Origin of the sequence: Myxococcus hansupus (genome assembly GCF_000280925.3) — a bacterium.
Taxonomy (GTDB): Bacteria; Myxococcota; Myxococcia; order Myxococcales; family Myxococcaceae; genus Myxococcus; species Myxococcus hansupus.
In genome coordinates this window covers 807,680-825,759 of record NZ_CP012109.1, presented here as the reverse complement: position 1 = coordinate 825,759, position 18,080 = coordinate 807,680, and the positions used below count along the sequence as shown (strand labels likewise).

Below are 18,080 nucleotides of genomic sequence, written 5' to 3'. Positions count from 1 at the left end.
GCGGACTACTTCTTGTTCTTCCACTCCGCCAGGGCCTTGGAGACCTGGTCACGGTAGAAGAAGTTCTTGTCCTTCTGGCCCAGGTCCCACGCGGCCTGCGCGGACTTGCGCGCATCCGCCCACTTGCCCATGCTCGACAGGACGCCGGCGCGAACCCAGTGGTTGTACCAGGTGGGGCTGGCGGCCACGGCCGCGTCCGCGTGCTTCAGGGCCGCCGCGTAGTCCTTGGAGGTCTCCGCGATGTAGGAGGCCGCGCTCGCGTGCATGCCGGCGGTGTTCTTCTGCGCCTGCTCGATGTTGGCCTTCGCCAGGGCGGCCGTGTCCACCTGGATGGGCACGGAGATGCGCAGCTTCTCCCACTCCAGGTCCAGGCGCGTGCCGTCGTCCGTGGTGTCGGTGAAGAGGTACGTCAGGCGCTCGCGCGACGGAATCTCGGTGGTGGTGGCGCTGACCGAGGCCACGTCCTTCGCCGCGTCATACGGCGTGCCGCCACGCCACAGGCCCAGGTCCGTGTTCAGCATCACCTTCCAGCCCTTCTGCGAGGGCAGGCTGACGATGGAGTACGAGCCCGCCGGGACGGCCTTGCCGCCGAAGGTGACGGGGTGGCTGAACGTAATCTTCGTCGCCGAGTTGGCGCCGCTGCGCCACGCCTTGTCGTTGGGAACGAGCTCGCCCCAGACCTTGCGGCCCTTCACGGCGGGGCTGGAATATTCGACGGAAATCTCGGAGACGCCCACCTCTTGCGTCACCTTCGCCGCGGGGCTGGGCGACGGCAGTTTGAGCTGCGCCAGCGCGGGCATCGCCGTCAGGGTCATGAGCGCGGAGGCCATACAGCCGAGAAGCTTGTTCTTCATCGTCCTCACTTCGTCCTTTCCGACCTTAGGGTCGCAGAGCCGGCGGAGTGTATAGACGAGGTCTCGCTCCACCTCACGTTCCACCTTGGCCTGCACCGCGTCATGCGGCGAGCGTCCAAGGAGGGGCTCGGGCGCCCTCTACACACGAATGACGGTGGACATTCCGTGACATTGCGTGGTTCCCCCACGCGCCCACACTGGCCATGCTGCGCGCCGAGGAGTCCCATGAAGCTCACGCGGCTCGAGGTCCACCACTACCGGAACGTCGTCCCTGGCACTTCGTTGGTGTTCAGCCCTTCCTACAACCTGGTGTTGGGGGAGAACGGCACGGGCAGGACGACGCTGCTGGAGCTCATCTCCACGGTGCTGGGGTCGGACTTCTCCAGCATCCTCCACGAGCCGTTCGCGCTGGAATACGACCTGGCCTTCCCGGGCATGAAGCTGCATGTCTTCGTCCGGAACGAGCGCGACGCCCCGGAGCCGGACGCGGAGGCGCCGCCGCGCAAGGGCGCGGAGCTGATGCCCCTGCGCACGCCCGCGGTCCCCGAGTCCGGGCTGCACCCGCGCATCGAGGTGGACGTGCGATTCCAGTCGCCGGCAGCGCGGCTCCAGATGCGCGCGGACGCGGCGGGCATCGACTGCAAGGTGGACGGCGAGGCAGTGTGGTCGCGGAGCATGCACTGGTCGCTGCTCGACCGGTCCGTGTGGACGCTGCTGTTCATGACGGCGCAGTTCATCGACGCGGGGATGAAGGACCGGCTCAAGGAGCTGCTGCGCCGCACCTTCCTGCTGGCGCCGCAGCGCTTCGATGAAGCGCTGGGGATGTTCGAGCGCATTGGCGACATCCGCTACGCGATGGAGGTCCGGGACGGAGAGGTGTTCCCGCTCGGGCTGATGGCGCTGCCCACGTGGATGCCGGGCTGGCTGCGCGAGCGGATGGAGCAGCCGTCCGCTCCCGACGTGCTGGAGCTGGCGCACGACGCGCGTGAAGGCAGCTTCCTGGCGAAGTTCGTGGCGCTGGCGGGCTTCGCGTCCGGGCGGTTCCGCGTGGAGGTGCTGGAGAAGCGCTCGTTCGAGAACGGCGGGCGCGTGGGGTTTGGGGGTTTTGGATTCCACTTCACGCGGCGCGATGGACGGGAGCTGACGCACGCGGAGCTGGGCTTCGGGCAGAAGCGGTTGCTGTCACTGCTCTACTATTTGGACGTGAATGAGGACTTCGCCATCGCGGACGAGCTGGCGAATGGCCTGCACCCTCGCTGGGTGGAGGCGAGCATGCGCGAGTTGGGCGCGAGGCAGGTGTTCCTCACCAGCCAGAATCCGCTCCTCTTCGAGCACACGCTCTTCCCGTCCGCCGAGGTGCTGCGCGCGTCGCTCCTGCTGTGCGGCAATGTCCGCGAGGGGGAACGGGAGCGCATCGCGTGGAGGAACCCGACGCACGAGGCCGCGGGCAAGCTCTTCGACGCGCACGGCCTGGGTGCCCACCCGCTGGCGGAGCTGCTGCGCCAGCAGGGGCTGTGGTGAGCGCCGCCGAAGGTCCCGAGCGTTGGGGCACGCGGCGTCACCGTGCCCCTCGCGCACCGGGCTCCGTGCAGCGGGGCTCGTCCTCCGGGGCCTGAAGCCCGCGCTCCGCGGCGGGCTCCTTCGGCTTCGCGCGCCTACCAGAGGCGACGAGGAGGCGCAGCGGGCGGCGGAGGTGCGGGCAGGGGCTCGAGCATTCCGCACTTCAGCAACCGCTCGACGGCGTCCTTGACCGCCTTCGGGGTGGTGTCGCAGGCCTCGAGGTTGCGTGCCGCCTCCGAGATGGTGCGCCCCCCCGCTTCGAACTCCACCAGGTACAGCCCGTCTTCCGCGGCAAGCCCCAGCGACGCGCCCCACGTGGCACGAGCCGCGTCGAACTGGGCGCGGCCGGTGCCTGCCTTGGCCGCCTCAATCACGGCGGAATAAGAGGCCACGGCCTCCGTGCCCTTGGCCGAGAGCTGGAACTTCTGCGACCGCCCGTACCGAACCTTCTCGTCACTCATACCGCACCTTCGATGGCTGGCTGCCCCATCCGCTCGAGCCACCGCACGTGGCTTTTCACCATCGGAAGAACCTGGAGTCGCGTAGGAAGGATCCCATCGCGGCCATCGCCTGCCTGGTGCTGATGGTCGCTGTAACACATCGCCTGAGCGAACTGTTCCGTCGGCGCTGGGTCGCCGCAGATTCCCGCCCTGCGGGCTTCACCCCAGGGTCGGCTCACGCCACGTCGAATCCGGCGAGTTCCCTGGATTCGAAGGGCTCAATCTGGCGTGGGTCCGCCGCGCGTGGCCTCGATCTTCCCGAGCAGCCACTGAAGCCCCGCGAGGTGCTGCTGGTCGTGACTGCACAGGTAGTGCACCAGGCTTTGCAGTGACAGGGGTCCGTAGCCTTCGAACACCGCGGTGCGCCGAAACTGCGCAGGCGAGAGGTTTCCAAGGAGCGCCATCGTTTGCGCGCGCGCCTCCCGGAACTCCGCCAGCGCGACGTCCGCGGGCCGGCTTCCGTAGGCGTGTTCCCGGACCAGCGCATCCGTGTCCAATGACGCCAAGGTGGGGTTCGACTCGTCCCGGGTCCGGCGCAAGCGGACGTGGTAGCCCAGGATTTCAATGTCCCTCACGTGCCAGACCTGCTCGATGGCGGTCAGCGCCTCACTGGGCACGCCGTCCCACGACGGTGGCGCCCAGTGTTTGAAAGCCTCGGGGATGGCGGCGTAGTGGGCCTCGAGCTGCGAAGGAAAGGCCGCGAGCGCCTGAAGCGTGATGGAGGAGGTCATGGTCGGAAGACTTCCACGGGACAGGTCCCCAGAGGAGGCATGAGGGCCTCTCTGTCCCCACCTCGGCGGGGACAGAACGTCAAGGGACAGGGCTTGGCGGAGGCGCCGAGAACGAGGCGACATCGACGAATACGCGCGAGGTCGTGACAGGGTCCACCAGCACGTTGAGCCACGCCCCAGGTTGAACGCGGGATGCAGCGATCTGCGGAATGCGCGCCTCGATGGTCGCATCGTAGGGCGGCGTTTCCTTCAGGTACACGCGCACGGTCAGCGTCGGACACAAGTCACCCGCATCAGGGAGCCAGGAGCACTTGCTGCCCGTGAGGTGCGTCACGGTGGCCAACGCGGGGACGGCATTCGAGGGCGCCGCGTTGCCGCATGCGGTCAGCAGGAGCATCGCCAACGGCACTGTCTGTCTTCGTAGCGCGGTCGAGTACACGTTCACTGACAGTAGGATTGGCGAACGACCGCGTCAACGCGGTCCGCGTGGAGCAAGCCCCTGTGGAACCGGAGGACGTGCATGAGAGCACTTGGGGTCATCTACTTGGCGCTGGCGCTTTCCGTCGCCCCAGGTTGTTCGTCCACGAGAGTCGTAAGGGTGGACACCGGCGAGAGTCCTCCACGCATCCACACGCCATGGGAGCATGACGACGCAAGCCCCGTGGAACTTGATGAGGATGAATTCGCAGAGGCCGTGGCGATGCTCGCTCGCGATGTCCGGCCCTCCTCCCATCCATTGAAAGCAGCCCGTGAGCGCTTCGGCATCCCCGAGCGACACGGCATCTACTTGTACGAGGGCCGAGGCCCTCGGCTCATTCCGCAGCAGACGGGACCGTCTTTCGAGAGCACGCGGCTCCTCGAGGCCGATTCGGATGACGACCTGACGCGCGCCTACGGCCGCTGGTGCGCGCGCAAGTCACAACCGGGCGACTGCCTGCGACTTCTGGCCGACGGCCCTCTGCTGGCCAGTGACGGCAAGTACTCACTGGCCCTGGCCATCGCCATGGACTCGGTCTGGGAGGAAACCACCGAGGCCCTGGAGGACATGGCGAATCCTCAGGCGCTCATGGCCACCGTGAGTGCCTCCATCACCATGTACCTGGTGCTCTGGACGCTTCCAGAACCTGTGTCCAAAGGCGTAGCGGCGATGATGACGGCCACGCTCATCGCCTACCTCGGCGTCGACACCGTCTGGCGACTGATGGAGGGCTGGACGGCGCTCGTGCAAGCGGTCGACCGGGCCACCACTTTCGAGCAACTCCACTCAGCAGGTGGCGCGTACGGCGAAGTCCTGGGTGAGAACGCGGCGCGCGTCGTCGTCATGCTGGCCACGGCGGCGATTGGGCGTACAGCGGGACTGGCCGCGAAGGCACCACGACTTCCAGGCTCCGCACAGGCCGCGCTCACGGTGGAGGCACAGGCGGGTTACCGCTACGCGGCTTTGCCGGGCGTGCAATCGGTGGCCATGACGGCCGAGGGATTCACGATTGCGCTCGCGCCCAATGCGCTCGCCATGGCGAACCAGGGGATGCGGGGAGGCTCAGCCGACAGGAGCCAGAACCACCACCTCGCCACGGACAAGAACAGCATCTCCACGGCACGCGGCGGGCCCTGGACGCCTCGCTTCCAGCGAATCTTCAAGAAGGCGGGCATGGAGCTGAAGGACCCTGAGAACATCGTCCCCATCAAGGGCCACAAGGGCCCTCACCCGCAGGAGTACCACGAGATGGTTTTCAGGAGATTGAACAGCGCGACAGCCCGCTGTCGCTCCGTGGATGAGTGCCGCAAACTCCTGACCCAGGCACTTCAACAATTGGCCAAGGAAGCCGCCACGGCAGGTTCGGACATCAACAAGCTCCTGACCGGGGTCCAGTGACGCTAGAACCACACCATGCCGACTCGATTCTTCGACCTTGCCGAGAACGTCCAAGCGGGACACTGGTACCTGGGAGACCCCGAGGACGAACACGGCCAGGAAGTGGAAGACCCCTGGATCTTCAGGGCAGGGCAGCCCGTTCAGGTGAAAGGCCCCTTGAGGGTTCCCGTCGATGAGCCCGGCAGAGCGAAGGACTTCTCCACGGCAGGCGTGGGCGTGACCCCCGTGGTCCACGTCAAAGTGGCAGAGGTCTTCCAAGAGCTGGCCCCCCACGACGTGCAGTTCCTCCCCGTGCACATCAAAGGGCACCCGGACCAGTACCTCATCCTCGTGGCCACGAAGCGCATCCGTTGCATCGATGACGCGGCGTCCAAAGTGCAGCACTGGAGACCCGAAGATGGGCTGCCAGAAAAGGTAGGTCAGTACTACGCCGTCGACGACATGCGCATCGACGTCTCGAAGACAGGCGATGCCAAGGTCTTTCGCACGGAAGGCTGGGACATCGCCCTCATCGTCTCCGAGGACATCAAACGCGCCCTGGAGCGAATCGGCGTCACCGGCGTGAAATTCACACCGGTGTAGCTCTCACACACTGCGGTCTACACCACGCGACTGAAGGACTTGTCGACTTCGGCGCTGCCGCAATGTTCGCATGACCGGGCAACTCACGATTGCTTGAGCGCGCATGAGGAAATACACCTCAGACGATTTCAACCAAACGAAGCGCACACCCCACATTGGGAGACCCACGTCATGAAGGCCATCAATCCTCCAGATAGAGCCGCCCCTGAATTCTACAGCCAGGCCATCGAGGTCACCGACGCGAAGCGTACGCTGTACATCTCGGGCCAGGTCGGCGTCGCCCCGGACGGGAGCGTTCCGGAAGGTATCGAGGCACAAGCACGTCAGGCACTCGCGAACCTCAACGCGCTGCTCGAGCAGGCCGGCATGACGAACCGCAACATCGTCAAGACCACGATCTATCTCACGGACGCGGCGCACCTGCCTGGCTTCATGGCCGCTGGCGCGGGCACGCTCGCGTCGCCGCCGCCCGCGACCACGCTGCTCATCGTGAAGGCGCTTGCGGCCCCTCCCCTGCTGATCGAGATCGAAGCCATCGCGGTAGGCTGAACAGCGGCGCCGGCCTCGCAATCAGAGGTCGGCGCTTCGCGTCGTCTCGCTCCGACGCTCGGGCGCCGCGCCATGCTCGCGTCCAGGCGGAGTCAGTGCGTCCCTGAACGCGAGCACGGGGAACGGCCCGGGAATTCAACCCGGGATTCGATGGAGCGGAGCGCAGTGTGGCGCCTCACGCTGGAGCAGCTCGCGCATCGCCTCGGCGCGCGCTGTGTCACCTGCCCTCGTATATGCGACCCGGAGCCCCCAAGCACTCAACAGTCGGACCATGGCCAATGGGGTCTTCTCGTGATGTTGCTCCAGCACCTGGAGCGAGGCGGGAGTCGCCGTGCCGGTGAGCACCTCGCCAATGCTCACGCAGACCTCGAAGTAAGCGCGCCCCTGAGCCGAACCGACAACCGGGCTGGGAAGGTCGATCATGGAGAGAGCTTCCCTCGCCAGCGGGAGGCCCTGCGCGGGCGCGTCCTCGCACAGCATGAGGATGCTCGCCTCACTCGCGCGCTCCATCGCCCGGATGATGGGCGGGCGCCCCGCCCAGTCGACGCGCGACAGTTCACGGCGCGCGGAGGCGGCGTCACCGTAGAAAACATGGGCCATGGCACGCGAGTTCGCGAGGTAGCAGGCGCCATCCGGCAACCGGTTGCTCGACGCGAGCACCTGTTCGTAGACGGCGAGCAGTGCGCTCGGGTCAGGATGCAGAAAGGCCACCGTGGACTTACGTCGCGCCGTTCGGCCCTTCCAGAAGACAAAGGCCATGAGGCCGACCGTGAGCAGGACGACGAACAGCAAAATGGAGCCCACCTCCGAACCGGTGCGACGGACCGTTTCGGAGGACGGCGGCCCTGGCATCTTCCCTCCACTGAACAGGAAATAGAAGACGGCGTAAGCGATGAGCAGGAACGGCCACAGCTTCATCCAACGCTTCCAGGGCACGCCGGTACCGCGCTGCCGAATTGACTCGAGATAGCGCGCGTTCTCTTCACGGGACATGTGAGCACTGTAGCCAATCGCTCACGCGACACCATGGACGCGGAGCCTGTTCCAACCGCATCCACCTCACACCCCGGTCATGTGAGCCGCGGGTCTGCTCCAAACCGACCGGGTCCGCGACGCCCCTACCCTCACATCACGGAGACCGGATGGGCAGGGCGTCAGTCTCGAATGCAAACGTGCCCGGCAACGGAGGGCGTGCATGAGAGCACTTGGAGCTGTCTGCCTCGCGCTAGCGATTTGCTTCACCACGGGCTGTTCAGCCACGAGAATCGTACGGCTGGACACCGGGGCCGGGCCTCCGCACATCCATACGCCAGGGGAACACGACGGCAGCAGCCCCGTGGAGCTGGATGAGGATGAATTCGCAGAGGCCGTGGTGATGCTCGCTCGCGATGTCCGGCCCTCCTCCCATCCATTGAAAGCAGCCCGTGAGCGCTTTGGCATTCCCGAACGCCACGGCGTCTACGTGTACGAGGGCCGAGGCCCTCGGCTCATTCCGCAGCAGGCGGGACCGTCTTTCGAGAGCACGCGGCTCCTCGAGGCCGATTCGGATGACGACCTGACGCGCGCCTACGGCCGCTGGTGCGCGCGCAAGTCACAACCGGGCGACTGTCTACGGCTTCTGGCCGACGGCCCCCTGATGGCCAGCGATGGCAAGTACTCACTGGCCCTGGCCATCGCCATGGACTCGGTCTGGGAGGAAACCACCGAGGCCCTGGAGGACATGGCGAATCCACAGGCGCTCATGGCCACCGTGAGTGCCTCCATCACCATGTACCTGGTGCTCTGGACGCTTCCGGAACCTGTGTCCAAAGGCGTGGCGGCCCTCGTGACGGCCACGCTCATCGCCTATCTGGGCGTCGACACCGTCTGGCGACTGATGGAGGGCTGGACGGCGCTCGTGCAAGCGGTCGACCGGGCCACCACTTTCGAGCAACTCCACTCAGCAGGTGGCGCGTACGGCGAAGTCCTGGGTGAGAACGCGGCGCGCGTCGTCGTCATGCTGGCCACGGCGGCCCTTGGGCACACGGTGGGCTTGGCGGCGAAGGCACCACGACTTCCAGGCGCCCCCCAAGCCACGCTCGCGGCGGAGGCGCAGGCGGGTTACCGCTACGCGGCTTTGGGCGAAGTGCAGTCGGTGGCCATGACAGCCGAGGGATTCACGCTGGCCCTCGCGCCCAATGCGCTCGCGATGGCGAACCAGGGGGTGCGGGGAGGTTCCGCCGGCAGGAGCCAGAACCACCACCTCGCCACGGATAAGAACAGCATCTCCACGGCACGCGGCGGGCCCTGGACTCCAGAGTTCAGGAGGATCTTCAAGAAGGCTGGGATGGAGTTGAAGGACCCCGAGAACATCGTTGCGGTCCCCGGCCACAAGGGCCCTCATCCGCAGGAGTACCACGAGGCGGTCTACGAAAGACTCCGAGATGCGACAAGGACATGCCGCACCGTGGTTGCGTGTCGTGCGGCGCTAACGGCTGCGCTCAAGGAACTGGCCGAGGAAGTCACGACCAAGGGAACGAGCCTCCATAAGCTCGTGACCCAGGGCAAGTGAGGTAGAGAGACAACCCACCATGCCCACGCGATACTTCAGGCTCAAAGAGGACATGCAGGTTGGCCACTGGGACCTGGGCGACCCCTTGGATGAGCAAGGGCAAGAGGTGGACGACCCCTACATCTTCGCCGCGGGACAGTCCGTCAGCGTCAAGGGGCGCCTAGAGGTTCCCGTGGACGCGCCTGGGAAGAGATTGGACTTCTGCACGGCAGGCATCGGTGCGGCGCCGATCCTCCATGTCCGGGTGGCAGCGCTCCTCGCGGAGATGGCTCCCGATGATGTGCAGCTCGTCCCCGTGGACATCCAGGGCGCCCCGGACCAGTACCTCATCCTCGTGGCAACCCAGCGCATCCGCTGCATCGACGACCAAGCGTCTGAGGAGGTGCGCTACTGGGAGCCCGCGCATGGGCAGCCCGAACGGGTTGGCGACTACAAATCCGTGATGGGGCTGCGCATCGACACGACGAAGGTGGGCAACGCCAAGGTCTTCCGCACGGAAGGCTGGACCATCGCCCTCATCGTCTCCGAGGACATCAAGCTCGCCCTGGAGCACCTTGGCGCCACCGGCGTGAAATTCACACCGGTGTAGCCCTCACCGCACCCCGCTCAGAACTGCCCCGACCGCGCCTGGTCGAAGTCCACGCGGTGCTTCATGTACAGCGTGTCCAGCATGTGGTTGCTGACGAGGTTCGCGTTCCCATCCGTGAACCGGTGCACCACCGCGCCCTTGCCCGCGTCCTTCAGGAAGGCCGTCGGGTCGATGCTGCCGCCCAGGCCCGTGAGCGTGGGCACCGGGTCCGCGTTGTTGACGTAGTGCACGTACTTGGGCCCGTCCACGTACCGCGTGGACGCCGCGCCGAAGGTCTCCACGCTGAGCTTGCCCAGCGTCTTCTCCACCTGCGCCGGGGACATGCCGTCCTCGATGCGCAGCCGCTTCGCCACGTCATTCAGCGCCCGCGCGGTGATGAGCCCGCCCTGGCTGTAGCCCATGAGGTGGACCTCGCGGCCCGCCTTCAGCTCGCCGTAGAGCGTGTCCGCCAGCGTGTCCACCGCGGGGTTGTGGCCCTTGTCCAGCTTGTCTCCCACGCACTGAGCCAGGTCCGCCACCAGGCCCTGCGTGGCGTTGCGGATGCCCACCACCTTGGCGTCCGCCGTCTCCGCGATGGCCTGCATCTCGGAGAGCTGCCCCGCCGTGGGCGTCATGATGCCGTTGACGTAGAGCACCGTCTTCGACGGGTTCGGGTTGTCCAGCGGCGTCACGCCCGGGATGTCCTTCAGCGGCGTGCCAGGAGGGAAGGTCTGCCCCTTGGCCCCCACGAACTTGCCGTCATCCATCCGGTCCGGCTTCGCGTCGCCGCCGAAGATGCGCTTCAGCTCGTTCACGTGCGCGGCCTGGAAGACGTCCTTGCCCATGTCGATGATGCGGGGCACGTCCGCGATGCCGCCCTTGATGGCATCCACCACACCGCCAATCAGCGAGTTCCTCGGAGCCGCCGCCGGTGCCTTCACGGTCGTGGGAGAGACGGCGCTGCGGCTGCGGTCGATGGTGCTCACGAGGACCTCCTGCCCGATGGGGGACGGGTGTTCCCCCATTCTCTCAGCAGGCTCCGGGAAGTTGCGCGCAAATGTCGTGTGCAATCCCACCCATACCCAGGGCACGCGGCCCGCCGCGTCAATGGGGCGGCTGTGACTCATGCGGATGATGGATGTGATTCAGCGTCTGCTCGGCCTGCTCGCGCTGGATGCGGCGCGTGGCCGTCTCTTCCTCTTCCGTCCGCTGGCGCCGCTTCACCAGGCCCTGGGACTCGTCGAAGAACCAGAACACCACCCGGAAGAAGGCGGCGATGACGGTGATGAGCAGCGCGGAGAGCACCCAGCTCAGCAGATAGCCCGGCCAGCCCCCCACCGTGACGCGGACGACGTTCGTCCCCGTGAGCGGCACCAGCGCGAACGCCACGTAGTGCGACACGCAGTAGGGACACATCATCAGGTACCCCAGCCAGGTGTCCTTGCCGCCGAGCCTCGCGCGCAGCGGGGCGAAGATGCGCTCGCGCGACAACGTCTGCGACACGCCCATCACCACGGCGGAGACGGCGAAGAGCTGAAAGAGGTCGCCCATCCCCTCAAGGTGGCGATGACGCGCTGAGCAAGAAACAGCGAGCCCTCATGCGGGGCCCCGCTTGCCCGCAAGAGACTGTCCGCCCCCAGGGCCCAGACCCATGTTGGCCTGTCGACACTCGGAAGAGACTTCCGTGGGGCTGGCTGTAAAAACGACCGTTTTACGGCCTTAAGCATGGCCGGGCCTGGAAGCAAACCCCTGGACTCATTGGGAAACAGTGCTGGTGCCCCTTGGCACGCAGGTCGCAAAGGGCAACCCCCGTAGCGTCATCGCGGCTCCCCCAACCAGATCTCTTTTTCCCCGAGAGACACCATGCAGGCTTCCAACTCCTTCGCTTCCCCTGATTCGCTCTCCACCTACCTGTCGGAGATCAACCAGTACCCGCTGCTCACCCAGCCGAAGGAGCAGGAGCTGTCGAGGCGCTTCCGCGCGGGAGACTTGGCCGCGGGCCACCAGTTGGTGACGGCGAACCTGCGCTTCGTGGTGAAGGTCGCCTACGAGTACCGCTCCTACGGCTTGAAGATGTCCGACCTCATCCAGGAGGCGAACATCGGCCTGATGAAGGCCGTGCAGAAGTTCGACCCGGACAAGGGCATCCGCCTCATCTCGTACGCCGTCTGGTGGATTCGCGCGTACATCCAGAACTGCATCCTGAAGAACTGGAGCCTGGTGAAGCTGGGCACCACGCAGGCGCAGCGCCGCCTCTTCTTCAGCCTGGCCCGCACGCGCCGTGAGCTGGAGAAGATGGGCGCCGGCGACGCGAACGTCGTCAACGCCGAGGAGATTGCCCGCAAGCTGAACGTGAAGGCCTCGGAAGTGCGCGAGATGGAGCAGCGCATGGGCGGCCGCGACCTGTCCCTGGACGCCCCCATGGGCGAGGACGGCGACGCCACGCACCTGGACTTCGTCGAGTCCGAGTCCGCCTCCGCGGTGGACGAGGTCGCCGACCGGCAGCAGGCCAACCTCACCCGCGAGCTGGTGCAGCGCGCCCTGCGCCGCTTGGACCCGCGCGAGCGCTTCATCATCGAGCAGCGCGTCATGGGTGACGCGGAGATGACGCTCAGCGAGCTGGGCGAGCACTTCGGCTTCTCCCGCGAGCGCGCCCGTCAGTTGGAGATTCGCGCGAAGGACAAGCTCAAGCTCGCGCTGGCCACGCTGATGGCCGAGGCCGGCGTCGACGAGTCCACGCTCAACGCCTGAGCCGCACCGCATCACTCGGGGAAGATGACGGCGCTCCAACCCGGCCCGGCTGGAGCGCCGCCTCCCCGCACCGACTCGACTAGCGCTGCTCGAGCCGGAACTGCTGACAATCGTTGTTGGACCACACCCACTGCTGCACGGCCGCGCCGTCACCGCTGGTCCAGCAGTTGGCCACGTCCAGCACCTTGCCGCTGTGGCGCGCCTCCAGCCGGTGGAAGCCATTGCCCAGCGCGACGGCCCTGAACTGCTGGTTGCCGCCGCCCGAGTAGCTCCACTGCTGGAGCCGGGCCCCATCCGCGGTGCTCACGTCCCGGACGTCCAGCGCCTTCCCACTGTGCCGGGAGACGAAGCGGACGTAGCCGTTGTCGGTGGGCTCCATCGTCCACTGCTGGCTCGTTCCGGTGTGGCAGGCCCACTGGTGGATGTTCGCGCCATCGGCCGTGCTCGGACCGTCGATGTCCACGCACTTGCCGGTCAGCTTGTTCACCAGCCGGTACACGTTGCCACCGCCGGGCGTCTGCACCACCTGTGCGATGGCGCTCAGCAGCGACGTGGCGCCCTGCGTGTCCTGGGACAGCTCCCAGATCATCACCCCGCCGCCCTGCTGGAGCGCCAGCCGCGACTTCGCCTGGATGGTGGCGATGCCGTTGTACTGCACGTCGCCCACCCAGTCCTTGTGCGGCGCCTGGGAATCCCGGCGCACCAACTCCGAGTAGGCCACGTAGGACGACGGCGAGCGCCCGTAGAAGGGCACACCCAGCACCGCCTTCGAGCGCGGCAGCCCGCGGTTCACCCAGTAGTTGAGCGACTGGACGGCGAAGTCGTACGTCGAATGCGGATGGCCGCCGTCGTACGCCATGATGTTCAGGAAGTCGAAGTCGCTGAACGTCGACGTGGGGATGCCCTCGCCGTAGTAGCCGTTCGCGATGACCGCCGCGGTGAGCAGCTTCCCGCGCGCACGGAGCGCCGCGCCCAGCTCGCGCACCAGCGCCGCGAAGTTCTGCGCCGACGCGCCCGGGTCCGGGTACTCCCAATCCAGGTCCACGCCGTCCAACCCCGTGGCGTTGACGAACTGGATGAGGTTGTTCACGAACGCGGTGCGCGTGGAGGCGTTGGCGGCAAGCTGCTCGAAGGCGCTGTCGTCGCCGTTGTTCCAACCGCCCACGGCGATGAGCACCTTCACGCCGCGCGCATGCGCCGTCTGCACCAGCGAGCGCAGCCGCGCGTCATTGCTGCTCACCCCGGTGAGTCCGCCCTGCGGCGTGGGCAGCGCGAAGGCGTAGTTGATGTGCGTGAGCTTGTCGTACTGGAGCGTGTTGACGTCACCCGCCCACGTCGGCAGGTAGCCCACCACCCGCGTGGCCAGGGCCGCGCGCTCGGTGCTCTCGACGGAATCTGCCTCCACTGCCGCCTCGTCCGGTGCGCCGGAGCAGGCCAACAGGGTGGAGACACACGCGGCCGCCAGGGCCAGGGACTTGATGGAGACGATGTCTTTTCGCATGACGGAGTCCTCGTTTCCGTGCCGAGTCACTGCCACTGGGAGTAGCGAACCCAGTCGACTTCCAACGCGGGCGCCGTGTTGCGGATGTGGTCCAGCGTGGACTGCGGCACGCCGAAGGACGGCGTCCTCGCGCCGTTGAGGCCGAACGGATAGGTGCCGCCCACCGCGAGGTTCAGGATGATGAAGTAGGGCCGGTCATAGACCCAGCGGCCGTAGCGCTCGACCTCGGCGCGCGTCACCGTCTTCACCACGACGCCGTCGATGAGCCACTTGACGTCCTGGGACGAGAACTCCGTGGCGTAGACGTGCCAGTCACTCACCGGAGAGCTGGGGTGGAAGCGCTGGTTGATGGGCGTGTCGCCGGAGTAGCCCGGGCCATGCAGCGCGCCCGACGTCCAATCCGCATAGCCAACGTTCTCCATGATGTCGAGCTCACCGCACTCGGGCCAGCCGACCTGTCCGATGTTGTTGCCGAGCATCCAGAACGCCGGCCACAGGCCCGGCCCCACCGGCATCTTGATGCGCGCTTCCACCTTGCCGTGCCCGAACTCGCGCTTGCCCGCGCTCTCCAGGCGGCCCGACGTGAACGGATAGCCGTTGCTCGACTCGTGGCGCGCGATGAGCTTCAGCGTGCCGTTGCTCACCTGGATGTTCCGCGGCGACGTCGTGTAGTTCTGCTGCTCGCTGTTCACGTGGACGCCGGTGTTGGCGAACCAGTTCGCCGGGTTGATGCTGTTGCCGTCGAAGTCGTCCCGCCAGACCTCGACCCAGCCGCCCCCACCTCCGCCGATGACGCTGACGGAGAAGGACTCCCAGCACCCCGCCGCCGCCCGGTTGGCGTACAGCGGCCCGGACGCGCCCAGGCTCGTGTCCGCCGACACGAACAAGCCGTTGCTGCGCGCCTTCAGGCCCACGGAGTCACCGCCGAACTCCACCCACTCGAACCGCTCCCAGTCCTGGATGGCGTTCCGGTTGGCGACGAGCTGCCCGCCCAGGTTGGTGTCCGCCGACACGAACAGGCCCGTCGACACGGAGCGCAGCGCGACGGTGCCGCCGCCCGCGTCCACCACCTGGAACTGCTCCCAGCCCTGCGCCGTGGCCCGGTTCGCCACCAGCGCCGTGTTGGCCAGGTTCTGGTCCGCGGACACGAACTGCTGCGTCGAACAGGCCCTCAGCGCGATGTTCCGGCCAATGGGCGCCGCCAGCCCCTGCGCCTGGGATTCCCGCTCCGAGGGGACCACCTCCGGGGACGGCGCGCACGCCGCCAGTCCCGACAACAGACCGCCCAATCCCAACGCCAACACCCAGCTTCGCCCCGCCACCACGGTGTGTCCCTGAGCCATGCGACGCGCCTCCAGACTCCCGAATCGGGAAAGAGGGCGCCGGATATCACCAGGAAATCACGATTTAAAGCTAAATGGCGTTTTGTTGGGACGCGGCCGTCTTGCAGGGGGGCAGGGTCGAGAAGACCGCGCTTGGCGCCATCAGCCCGCGCGGCCGAAGCGTATGTCGGTGCGCCGGGCATCCTCGGCCGCGAAGCCGAGCAGCCGTGCGCCCTCGTCCGTCAGCGCGCCGCGCGTCTCCCGCGACAGCCGCGTGAAGGGGTCGATGCACAACGTCGCGGTGCCCCGCTGCCGTTCGATGCGCCAGGTGCCCTGGACGAAGCCCTCCACGAGGATGGTGGCGCGAACGATGCCATTGACGGTGAAGACGCGCCTGCGGGCGGCCTCGGAGAGGATGCGTGTGCGGTCCGCGTGGGCCAGCAAGACGCTGTCGAACTCCGACAGGAAGCGAACCGGCGCGGGCGCGTCCGGGTCGGGCCGCCGAGCGCCGGGGACGTCGAACAACTCCGCGCCGTGCTCGTCGCGGAAGGTGCGCAGCGCGGGCCGCAGCCGCTCCAGGACAGCGCCCATGCGCGGCAGCCCCGACCAGGCCTGGAGGTCCCTGACGCTCGCGGGACCGAACGCGGCGAGGTAGCGCATCACCAGCGCGTCCGGGGGCCCGGCCGGTTCGAAGCGCTGGCCGAGCCAGGACTCCGCCGTGGTGTAGGCCATCCGCTCGCCATGGCCCCACGTTCCACAGGGCGGCACCACGACGGTCGGCTCCAGGCTGGAGAACCCCATGCTCAGGGCGTTCGCGTCATGCCCCGGCCACTTCTGCTGGAGCCGCTGACCCAGCCCCCCCGAGGACTGGGACGGGCCGCCAGCAGCGCCCTGCCCTCGGCCACCAGCGCACGGGCGTCCACGCCCTCCAACTGCTTGCGGAAGGTGGCGTGCTTCATCCCCCGGTCCAGCGCGGGTTGCAGCACGGGCCGCAGCGCGAGGCAGTCCCGCGCGGTCACCAGGTGCAGCGTCCCACGCATCATCCCGGCGCGAACCACCTGACGTTCGGTGATGAGGCGGGTCAGCGCCTCGGGCTTGAAGCCCTCCAGCCGCGTCCACAGCGCGCCGTAGGGAGCATGCGTCGCTTGGGCCTGAAGCCCCATCAGGCGCTCCAGCGTCTCCGCCACGCCGGCCCGAGAGCGCTGCGACAACCCTTGCCGTTGGAGCAGCGCCCGGTTGAGCGCCCGTTGGCTGAGGACCTGGGCTGGCAGACCGCGCCGCCGTGAGGAGGCGCGGACCGGAGGCTTCGTGACGGGGACATCCTTCCCGGATGCTTCCGAGGGCGGGGGAACCGGACTCAGCGCCCGCGCCGCACGTGCCTTGCTGGAGCGTCCACGATTGACACCCGTGGGGACGAGCATCGGCAACAACATCAGGAAGGGAATCATGTTGGGTGGCACCTGGGGGTGGATGCGCAGCCCCAGGTCTGGAGACCCCAGGGGCTACGTGGACGCCATCCTGCGAGCCGCCTCTGACAGTGGTATGTCAGGAATGTGCGGCCCGCCACGCGGCGTCGCTCAACGCCGCGACAGCCCGTGAAGCGCCATCACGATGTGCTCGAAGGTACGCGCGGGCAGCAGGCGTTTCGACACCAGGGCGGCGCGCTGCGCCAGGTGCCCCACCGAGTAGCGCACGTCCACGCGCTCGCGCTCCACCAGGGACAGGACCTTCCGTGCGACCTGCTCGGGAGCGATGCCCGCGCCTTCCCCGGACTCCACCACGTTCATGACGCGCTCGAAGGCCTCCTTGTACGCGGACCCGGGGCCGGACTGCCGGGCGCGCTCCCGGTACTGGCGCACGTTGGTGCGGACGTCTCCGGGCTGCAGCAGCGTGGCCTCGATGCCGAAGGCGGCCACCTCCTGCCGGAGACTCTCCGTCATGCCCTCCAACGCGAACTTGCTGGCGCTGTAGAGGCCTTGAAAGGGAAGCCCCGCGGCCCCACCCATCGAGCTGATGTTGACGATGAGGCCGGAGCGCTGCGCGCGCATCGCGGGCAGCACCGCCCGACACACGCGCAACACCCCGAAGAAGTTGGTGTCCATCTGCCGCTGGGCCTCTTCGACGGACACGTCCTCCACGGCGCCCGCCAACACGAATCCCGCGCAGTTCACCACCACATCGAGCCGGCCCTCGGCCGCGAGCACCGATGCCACGGCGCGTTGCACGGACGCCTCGTCCGTGACGTCCAGCACGGTCATCCGGTGGTGCGCACCATTCGCCCGAGGGTGACGGCTGGTACCATGGACGGTGTGTCCGCTCGCGCCCAGGAGCTCCGCGCACGCCTGACCGATTCCAGAGGATGCGCCCGTGATGAAGACCACCTTGCGTCGCGACTTGCTCATGCGCGCTCCCACTCGAGCCCGTGACGTGCATCCACGCGGGAGCGAAGCGTGAACCTCATCGAGCCCTGCATCCTCGCGGGCGCGGTGGTCGGCACCCTCATTGGCGCCGTCCTCGGCTTTCCCCACGGCCTGCTGTGGGGCCTGGGCGGAATGGCGGCCGGCTTCATGGGTGGCGTGCTGCTGCTGCCCTTCGTCATCCTCTTCCTCGTCCTGACCGGAATGGCCCTGTTCTTCTGGCCACGTCACCTGTTGAAGCGCCTGTGGGGCACGCGGCCCAAGGGGGGATGACGCAACGCGAGCGCACGAGCAACCCGGAACGAGGTCCACCGCACG

Annotated in this window: 20 protein-coding genes; 8 read left to right on the top strand and 12 right to left on the bottom strand. The window is 67.4% G+C overall.

What is annotated here, in order from left to right; all coding sequences use genetic code 11:
- Positions 1–5: 5 nt before the first annotated feature.
- On the bottom strand, positions 6–863 hold the full coding sequence (locus A176_RS03445; RefSeq protein WP_002635931.1) for a DUF2911 domain-containing protein: 858 nt from the start codon (positions 861–863) through the stop codon (positions 6–8).
- 216 nt (positions 864–1,079) lie between these two features.
- Between A176_RS03445 and A176_RS03440 the strand changes: the two genes are divergently transcribed.
- Positions 1,080–2,375 (top strand): AAA family ATPase, encoded by a 1,296-nt coding sequence (locus tag A176_RS03440; protein ID WP_002635930.1) that lies wholly within the window; start codon positions 1,080–1,082, stop codon positions 2,373–2,375.
- A 134-nt stretch (positions 2,376–2,509) separates the two neighbouring features.
- On the opposite strand, the gene A176_RS03435 is transcribed toward A176_RS03440, so the two are convergent.
- The 3 genes from A176_RS03435 to A176_RS03425 form a co-directional block, all read right to left on the bottom strand.
- On the bottom strand, positions 2,510–2,875 hold the full coding sequence (locus A176_RS03435) for a hypothetical protein (protein WP_002635929.1): 366 nt from the start codon (positions 2,873–2,875) through the stop codon (positions 2,510–2,512).
- A gap of 257 nt (positions 2,876–3,132) precedes the next feature.
- On the bottom strand, positions 3,133–3,645 hold the full coding sequence (locus tag A176_RS03430) for a DinB family protein (protein WP_002635928.1): 513 nt from the start codon (positions 3,643–3,645) through the stop codon (positions 3,133–3,135).
- Positions 3,646–3,724: 79 nt separating this feature from the next.
- A complete protein-coding gene (locus tag A176_RS03425; RefSeq protein WP_044889730.1) occupies positions 3,725–4,042 on the bottom strand; it encodes a hypothetical protein in 318 nt (105 codons plus the stop codon).
- A 123-nt stretch (positions 4,043–4,165) separates the two neighbouring features.
- Here A176_RS03425 and A176_RS03420 point away from each other — a divergent pair, with 123 nt between their 5' ends.
- The 3 genes from A176_RS03420 (at position 4,166) to A176_RS03410 (ending at position 6,652) form a co-directional block, all read left to right on the top strand.
- Positions 4,166–5,521: an AHH domain-containing protein gene (locus A176_RS03420; RefSeq protein WP_044889731.1), complete on the top strand. Its 1,356-nt coding sequence runs from the start codon at positions 4,166–4,168 to the stop codon at positions 5,519–5,521.
- A gap of 15 nt (positions 5,522–5,536) precedes the next feature.
- Entirely contained in the window at positions 5,537–6,103 is a 567-nt protein-coding gene (locus tag A176_RS03415; RefSeq protein ID WP_021781137.1) for an imm11 family protein, read from the top strand.
- A 171-nt stretch (positions 6,104–6,274) separates the two neighbouring features.
- Positions 6,275–6,652 carry a RidA family protein gene (locus A176_RS03410; protein ID WP_002640661.1) on the top strand — a complete coding sequence of 126 codons (378 nt, stop codon included), beginning with the start codon at positions 6,275–6,277 and terminating at the stop codon, positions 6,650–6,652.
- Positions 6,653–6,787: 135 nt separating this feature from the next.
- On the opposite strand, the gene A176_RS03405 is transcribed toward A176_RS03410, so the two are convergent.
- The gene (locus tag A176_RS03405) at positions 6,788–7,570 is read right to left on the bottom strand and encodes a hypothetical protein (RefSeq protein ID WP_002640662.1); all 783 of its coding nucleotides are present in this window, start codon (positions 7,568–7,570) and stop codon (positions 6,788–6,790) included.
- Positions 7,571–7,847: 277 nt separating this feature from the next.
- Between A176_RS03405 and A176_RS03400 the strand changes: the two genes are divergently transcribed.
- Positions 7,848–9,203: an AHH domain-containing protein gene (locus tag A176_RS03400; RefSeq protein WP_044889732.1), complete on the top strand. Its 1,356-nt coding sequence runs from the start codon at positions 7,848–7,850 to the stop codon at positions 9,201–9,203.
- 19 nt (positions 9,204–9,222) lie between these two features.
- On the top strand, positions 9,223–9,792 hold the full coding sequence (locus A176_RS03395; protein ID WP_044889733.1) for an imm11 family protein: 570 nt from the start codon (positions 9,223–9,225) through the stop codon (positions 9,790–9,792).
- Positions 9,793–9,809: 17 nt separating this feature from the next.
- Here the strand turns inward: A176_RS03395 and A176_RS03390 are convergent, their stop codons facing one another.
- A complete protein-coding gene (locus A176_RS03390) occupies positions 9,810–10,757 on the bottom strand; it encodes an alpha/beta fold hydrolase (RefSeq protein WP_002636771.1) in 948 nt (315 codons plus the stop codon).
- Between the two features lie 118 nt (positions 10,758–10,875).
- Positions 10,876–11,322 (bottom strand): hypothetical protein, encoded by a 447-nt coding sequence (locus A176_RS03385; RefSeq protein WP_002636772.1) that lies wholly within the window; start codon positions 11,320–11,322, stop codon positions 10,876–10,878.
- Between the two features lie 312 nt (positions 11,323–11,634).
- On the opposite strand from A176_RS03385, the gene A176_RS03380 reads away from it, so the two are divergent.
- A complete protein-coding gene (locus tag A176_RS03380) occupies positions 11,635–12,522 on the top strand; it encodes an RNA polymerase factor sigma-32 (protein ID WP_002636773.1) in 888 nt (295 codons plus the stop codon).
- Positions 12,523–12,601: 79 nt separating this feature from the next.
- On the opposite strand, the gene A176_RS03375 is transcribed toward A176_RS03380, so the two are convergent.
- From A176_RS03375 to A176_RS03360, 5 genes are all read right to left on the bottom strand, one after another.
- On the bottom strand, positions 12,602–14,023 hold the full coding sequence (locus tag A176_RS03375; protein ID WP_002636774.1) for an RICIN domain-containing protein: 1,422 nt from the start codon (positions 14,021–14,023) through the stop codon (positions 12,602–12,604).
- A gap of 26 nt (positions 14,024–14,049) precedes the next feature.
- Positions 14,050–15,366 (bottom strand): family 16 glycosylhydrolase, encoded by a 1,317-nt coding sequence (locus A176_RS03370; RefSeq protein WP_002636775.1) that lies wholly within the window; start codon positions 15,364–15,366, stop codon positions 14,050–14,052.
- Positions 15,367–15,507: 141 nt separating this feature from the next.
- Entirely contained in the window at positions 15,508–16,152 is a 645-nt protein-coding gene (locus tag A176_RS40680; RefSeq protein WP_420811433.1) for a winged helix DNA-binding domain-containing protein, read from the bottom strand.
- A complete protein-coding gene (locus tag A176_RS40675) occupies positions 16,149–16,793 on the bottom strand; it encodes a DNA glycosylase AlkZ-like family protein (RefSeq protein ID WP_250635853.1) in 645 nt (214 codons plus the stop codon). The genes A176_RS40680 and A176_RS40675 overlap by 4 nt, the downstream gene beginning before the upstream one ends.
- Positions 16,794–16,922: 129 nt before the next feature.
- A complete protein-coding gene (locus A176_RS03360) occupies positions 16,923–17,747 on the bottom strand; it encodes an SDR family oxidoreductase (protein ID WP_002636777.1) in 825 nt (274 codons plus the stop codon).
- Between the two features lie 48 nt (positions 17,748–17,795).
- Here A176_RS03360 and A176_RS03355 point away from each other — a divergent pair, with 48 nt between their 5' ends.
- Positions 17,796–18,035: a hypothetical protein gene (locus A176_RS03355; protein ID WP_002636778.1), complete on the top strand. Its 240-nt coding sequence runs from the start codon at positions 17,796–17,798 to the stop codon at positions 18,033–18,035.
- Positions 18,036–18,080: the final 45 nt, after the last annotated feature.

Coding starts and splice junctions, on each gene's coding strand:
- A176_RS03440 (WP_002635930.1), top strand. CDS start 1,080: ATGAAGCTCACGCGGCTCGAGGTCCACCACTACCGGAACGTCGTCCCT.
- A176_RS03435 (WP_002635929.1), bottom strand. CDS start 2,875: ATGAGTGACGAGAAGGTTCGGTACGGGCGGTCGCAGAAGTTCCAGCTC.
- A176_RS03430 (WP_002635928.1), bottom strand. CDS start 3,645: ATGACCTCCTCCATCACGCTTCAGGCGCTCGCGGCCTTTCCTTCGCAG.
- A176_RS03425 (WP_044889730.1), bottom strand. CDS start 4,042: ATGCTCCTGCTGACCGCATGCGGCAACGCGGCGCCCTCGAATGCCGTC.
- A176_RS03420 (WP_044889731.1), top strand. CDS start 4,166: ATGAGAGCACTTGGGGTCATCTACTTGGCGCTGGCGCTTTCCGTCGCC.
- A176_RS03415 (WP_021781137.1), top strand. CDS start 5,537: ATGCCGACTCGATTCTTCGACCTTGCCGAGAACGTCCAAGCGGGACAC.
- A176_RS03410 (WP_002640661.1), top strand. CDS start 6,275: ATGAAGGCCATCAATCCTCCAGATAGAGCCGCCCCTGAATTCTACAGC.
- A176_RS03405 (WP_002640662.1), bottom strand. CDS start 7,570: ATGAAGCTGTGGCCGTTCCTGCTCATCGCTTACGCCGTCTTCTATTTC.
- A176_RS03400 (WP_044889732.1), top strand. CDS start 7,848: ATGAGAGCACTTGGAGCTGTCTGCCTCGCGCTAGCGATTTGCTTCACC.
- A176_RS03395 (WP_044889733.1), top strand. CDS start 9,223: ATGCCCACGCGATACTTCAGGCTCAAAGAGGACATGCAGGTTGGCCAC.
- A176_RS03385 (WP_002636772.1), bottom strand. CDS start 11,322: ATGGGCGACCTCTTTCAGCTCTTCGCCGTCTCCGCCGTGGTGATGGGC.
- A176_RS03380 (WP_002636773.1), top strand. CDS start 11,635: ATGCAGGCTTCCAACTCCTTCGCTTCCCCTGATTCGCTCTCCACCTAC.
- A176_RS03375 (WP_002636774.1), bottom strand. CDS start 14,023: ATGCGAAAAGACATCGTCTCCATCAAGTCCCTGGCCCTGGCGGCCGCG.
- A176_RS03370 (WP_002636775.1), bottom strand. CDS start 15,366: ATGGCTCAGGGACACACCGTGGTGGCGGGGCGAAGCTGGGTGTTGGCG.
- A176_RS40675 (WP_250635853.1), bottom strand. CDS start 16,793: ATGATTCCCTTCCTGATGTTGTTGCCGATGCTCGTCCCCACGGGTGTC.
- A176_RS03360 (WP_002636777.1), bottom strand. CDS start 17,747: ATGAGCAAGTCGCGACGCAAGGTGGTCTTCATCACGGGCGCATCCTCT.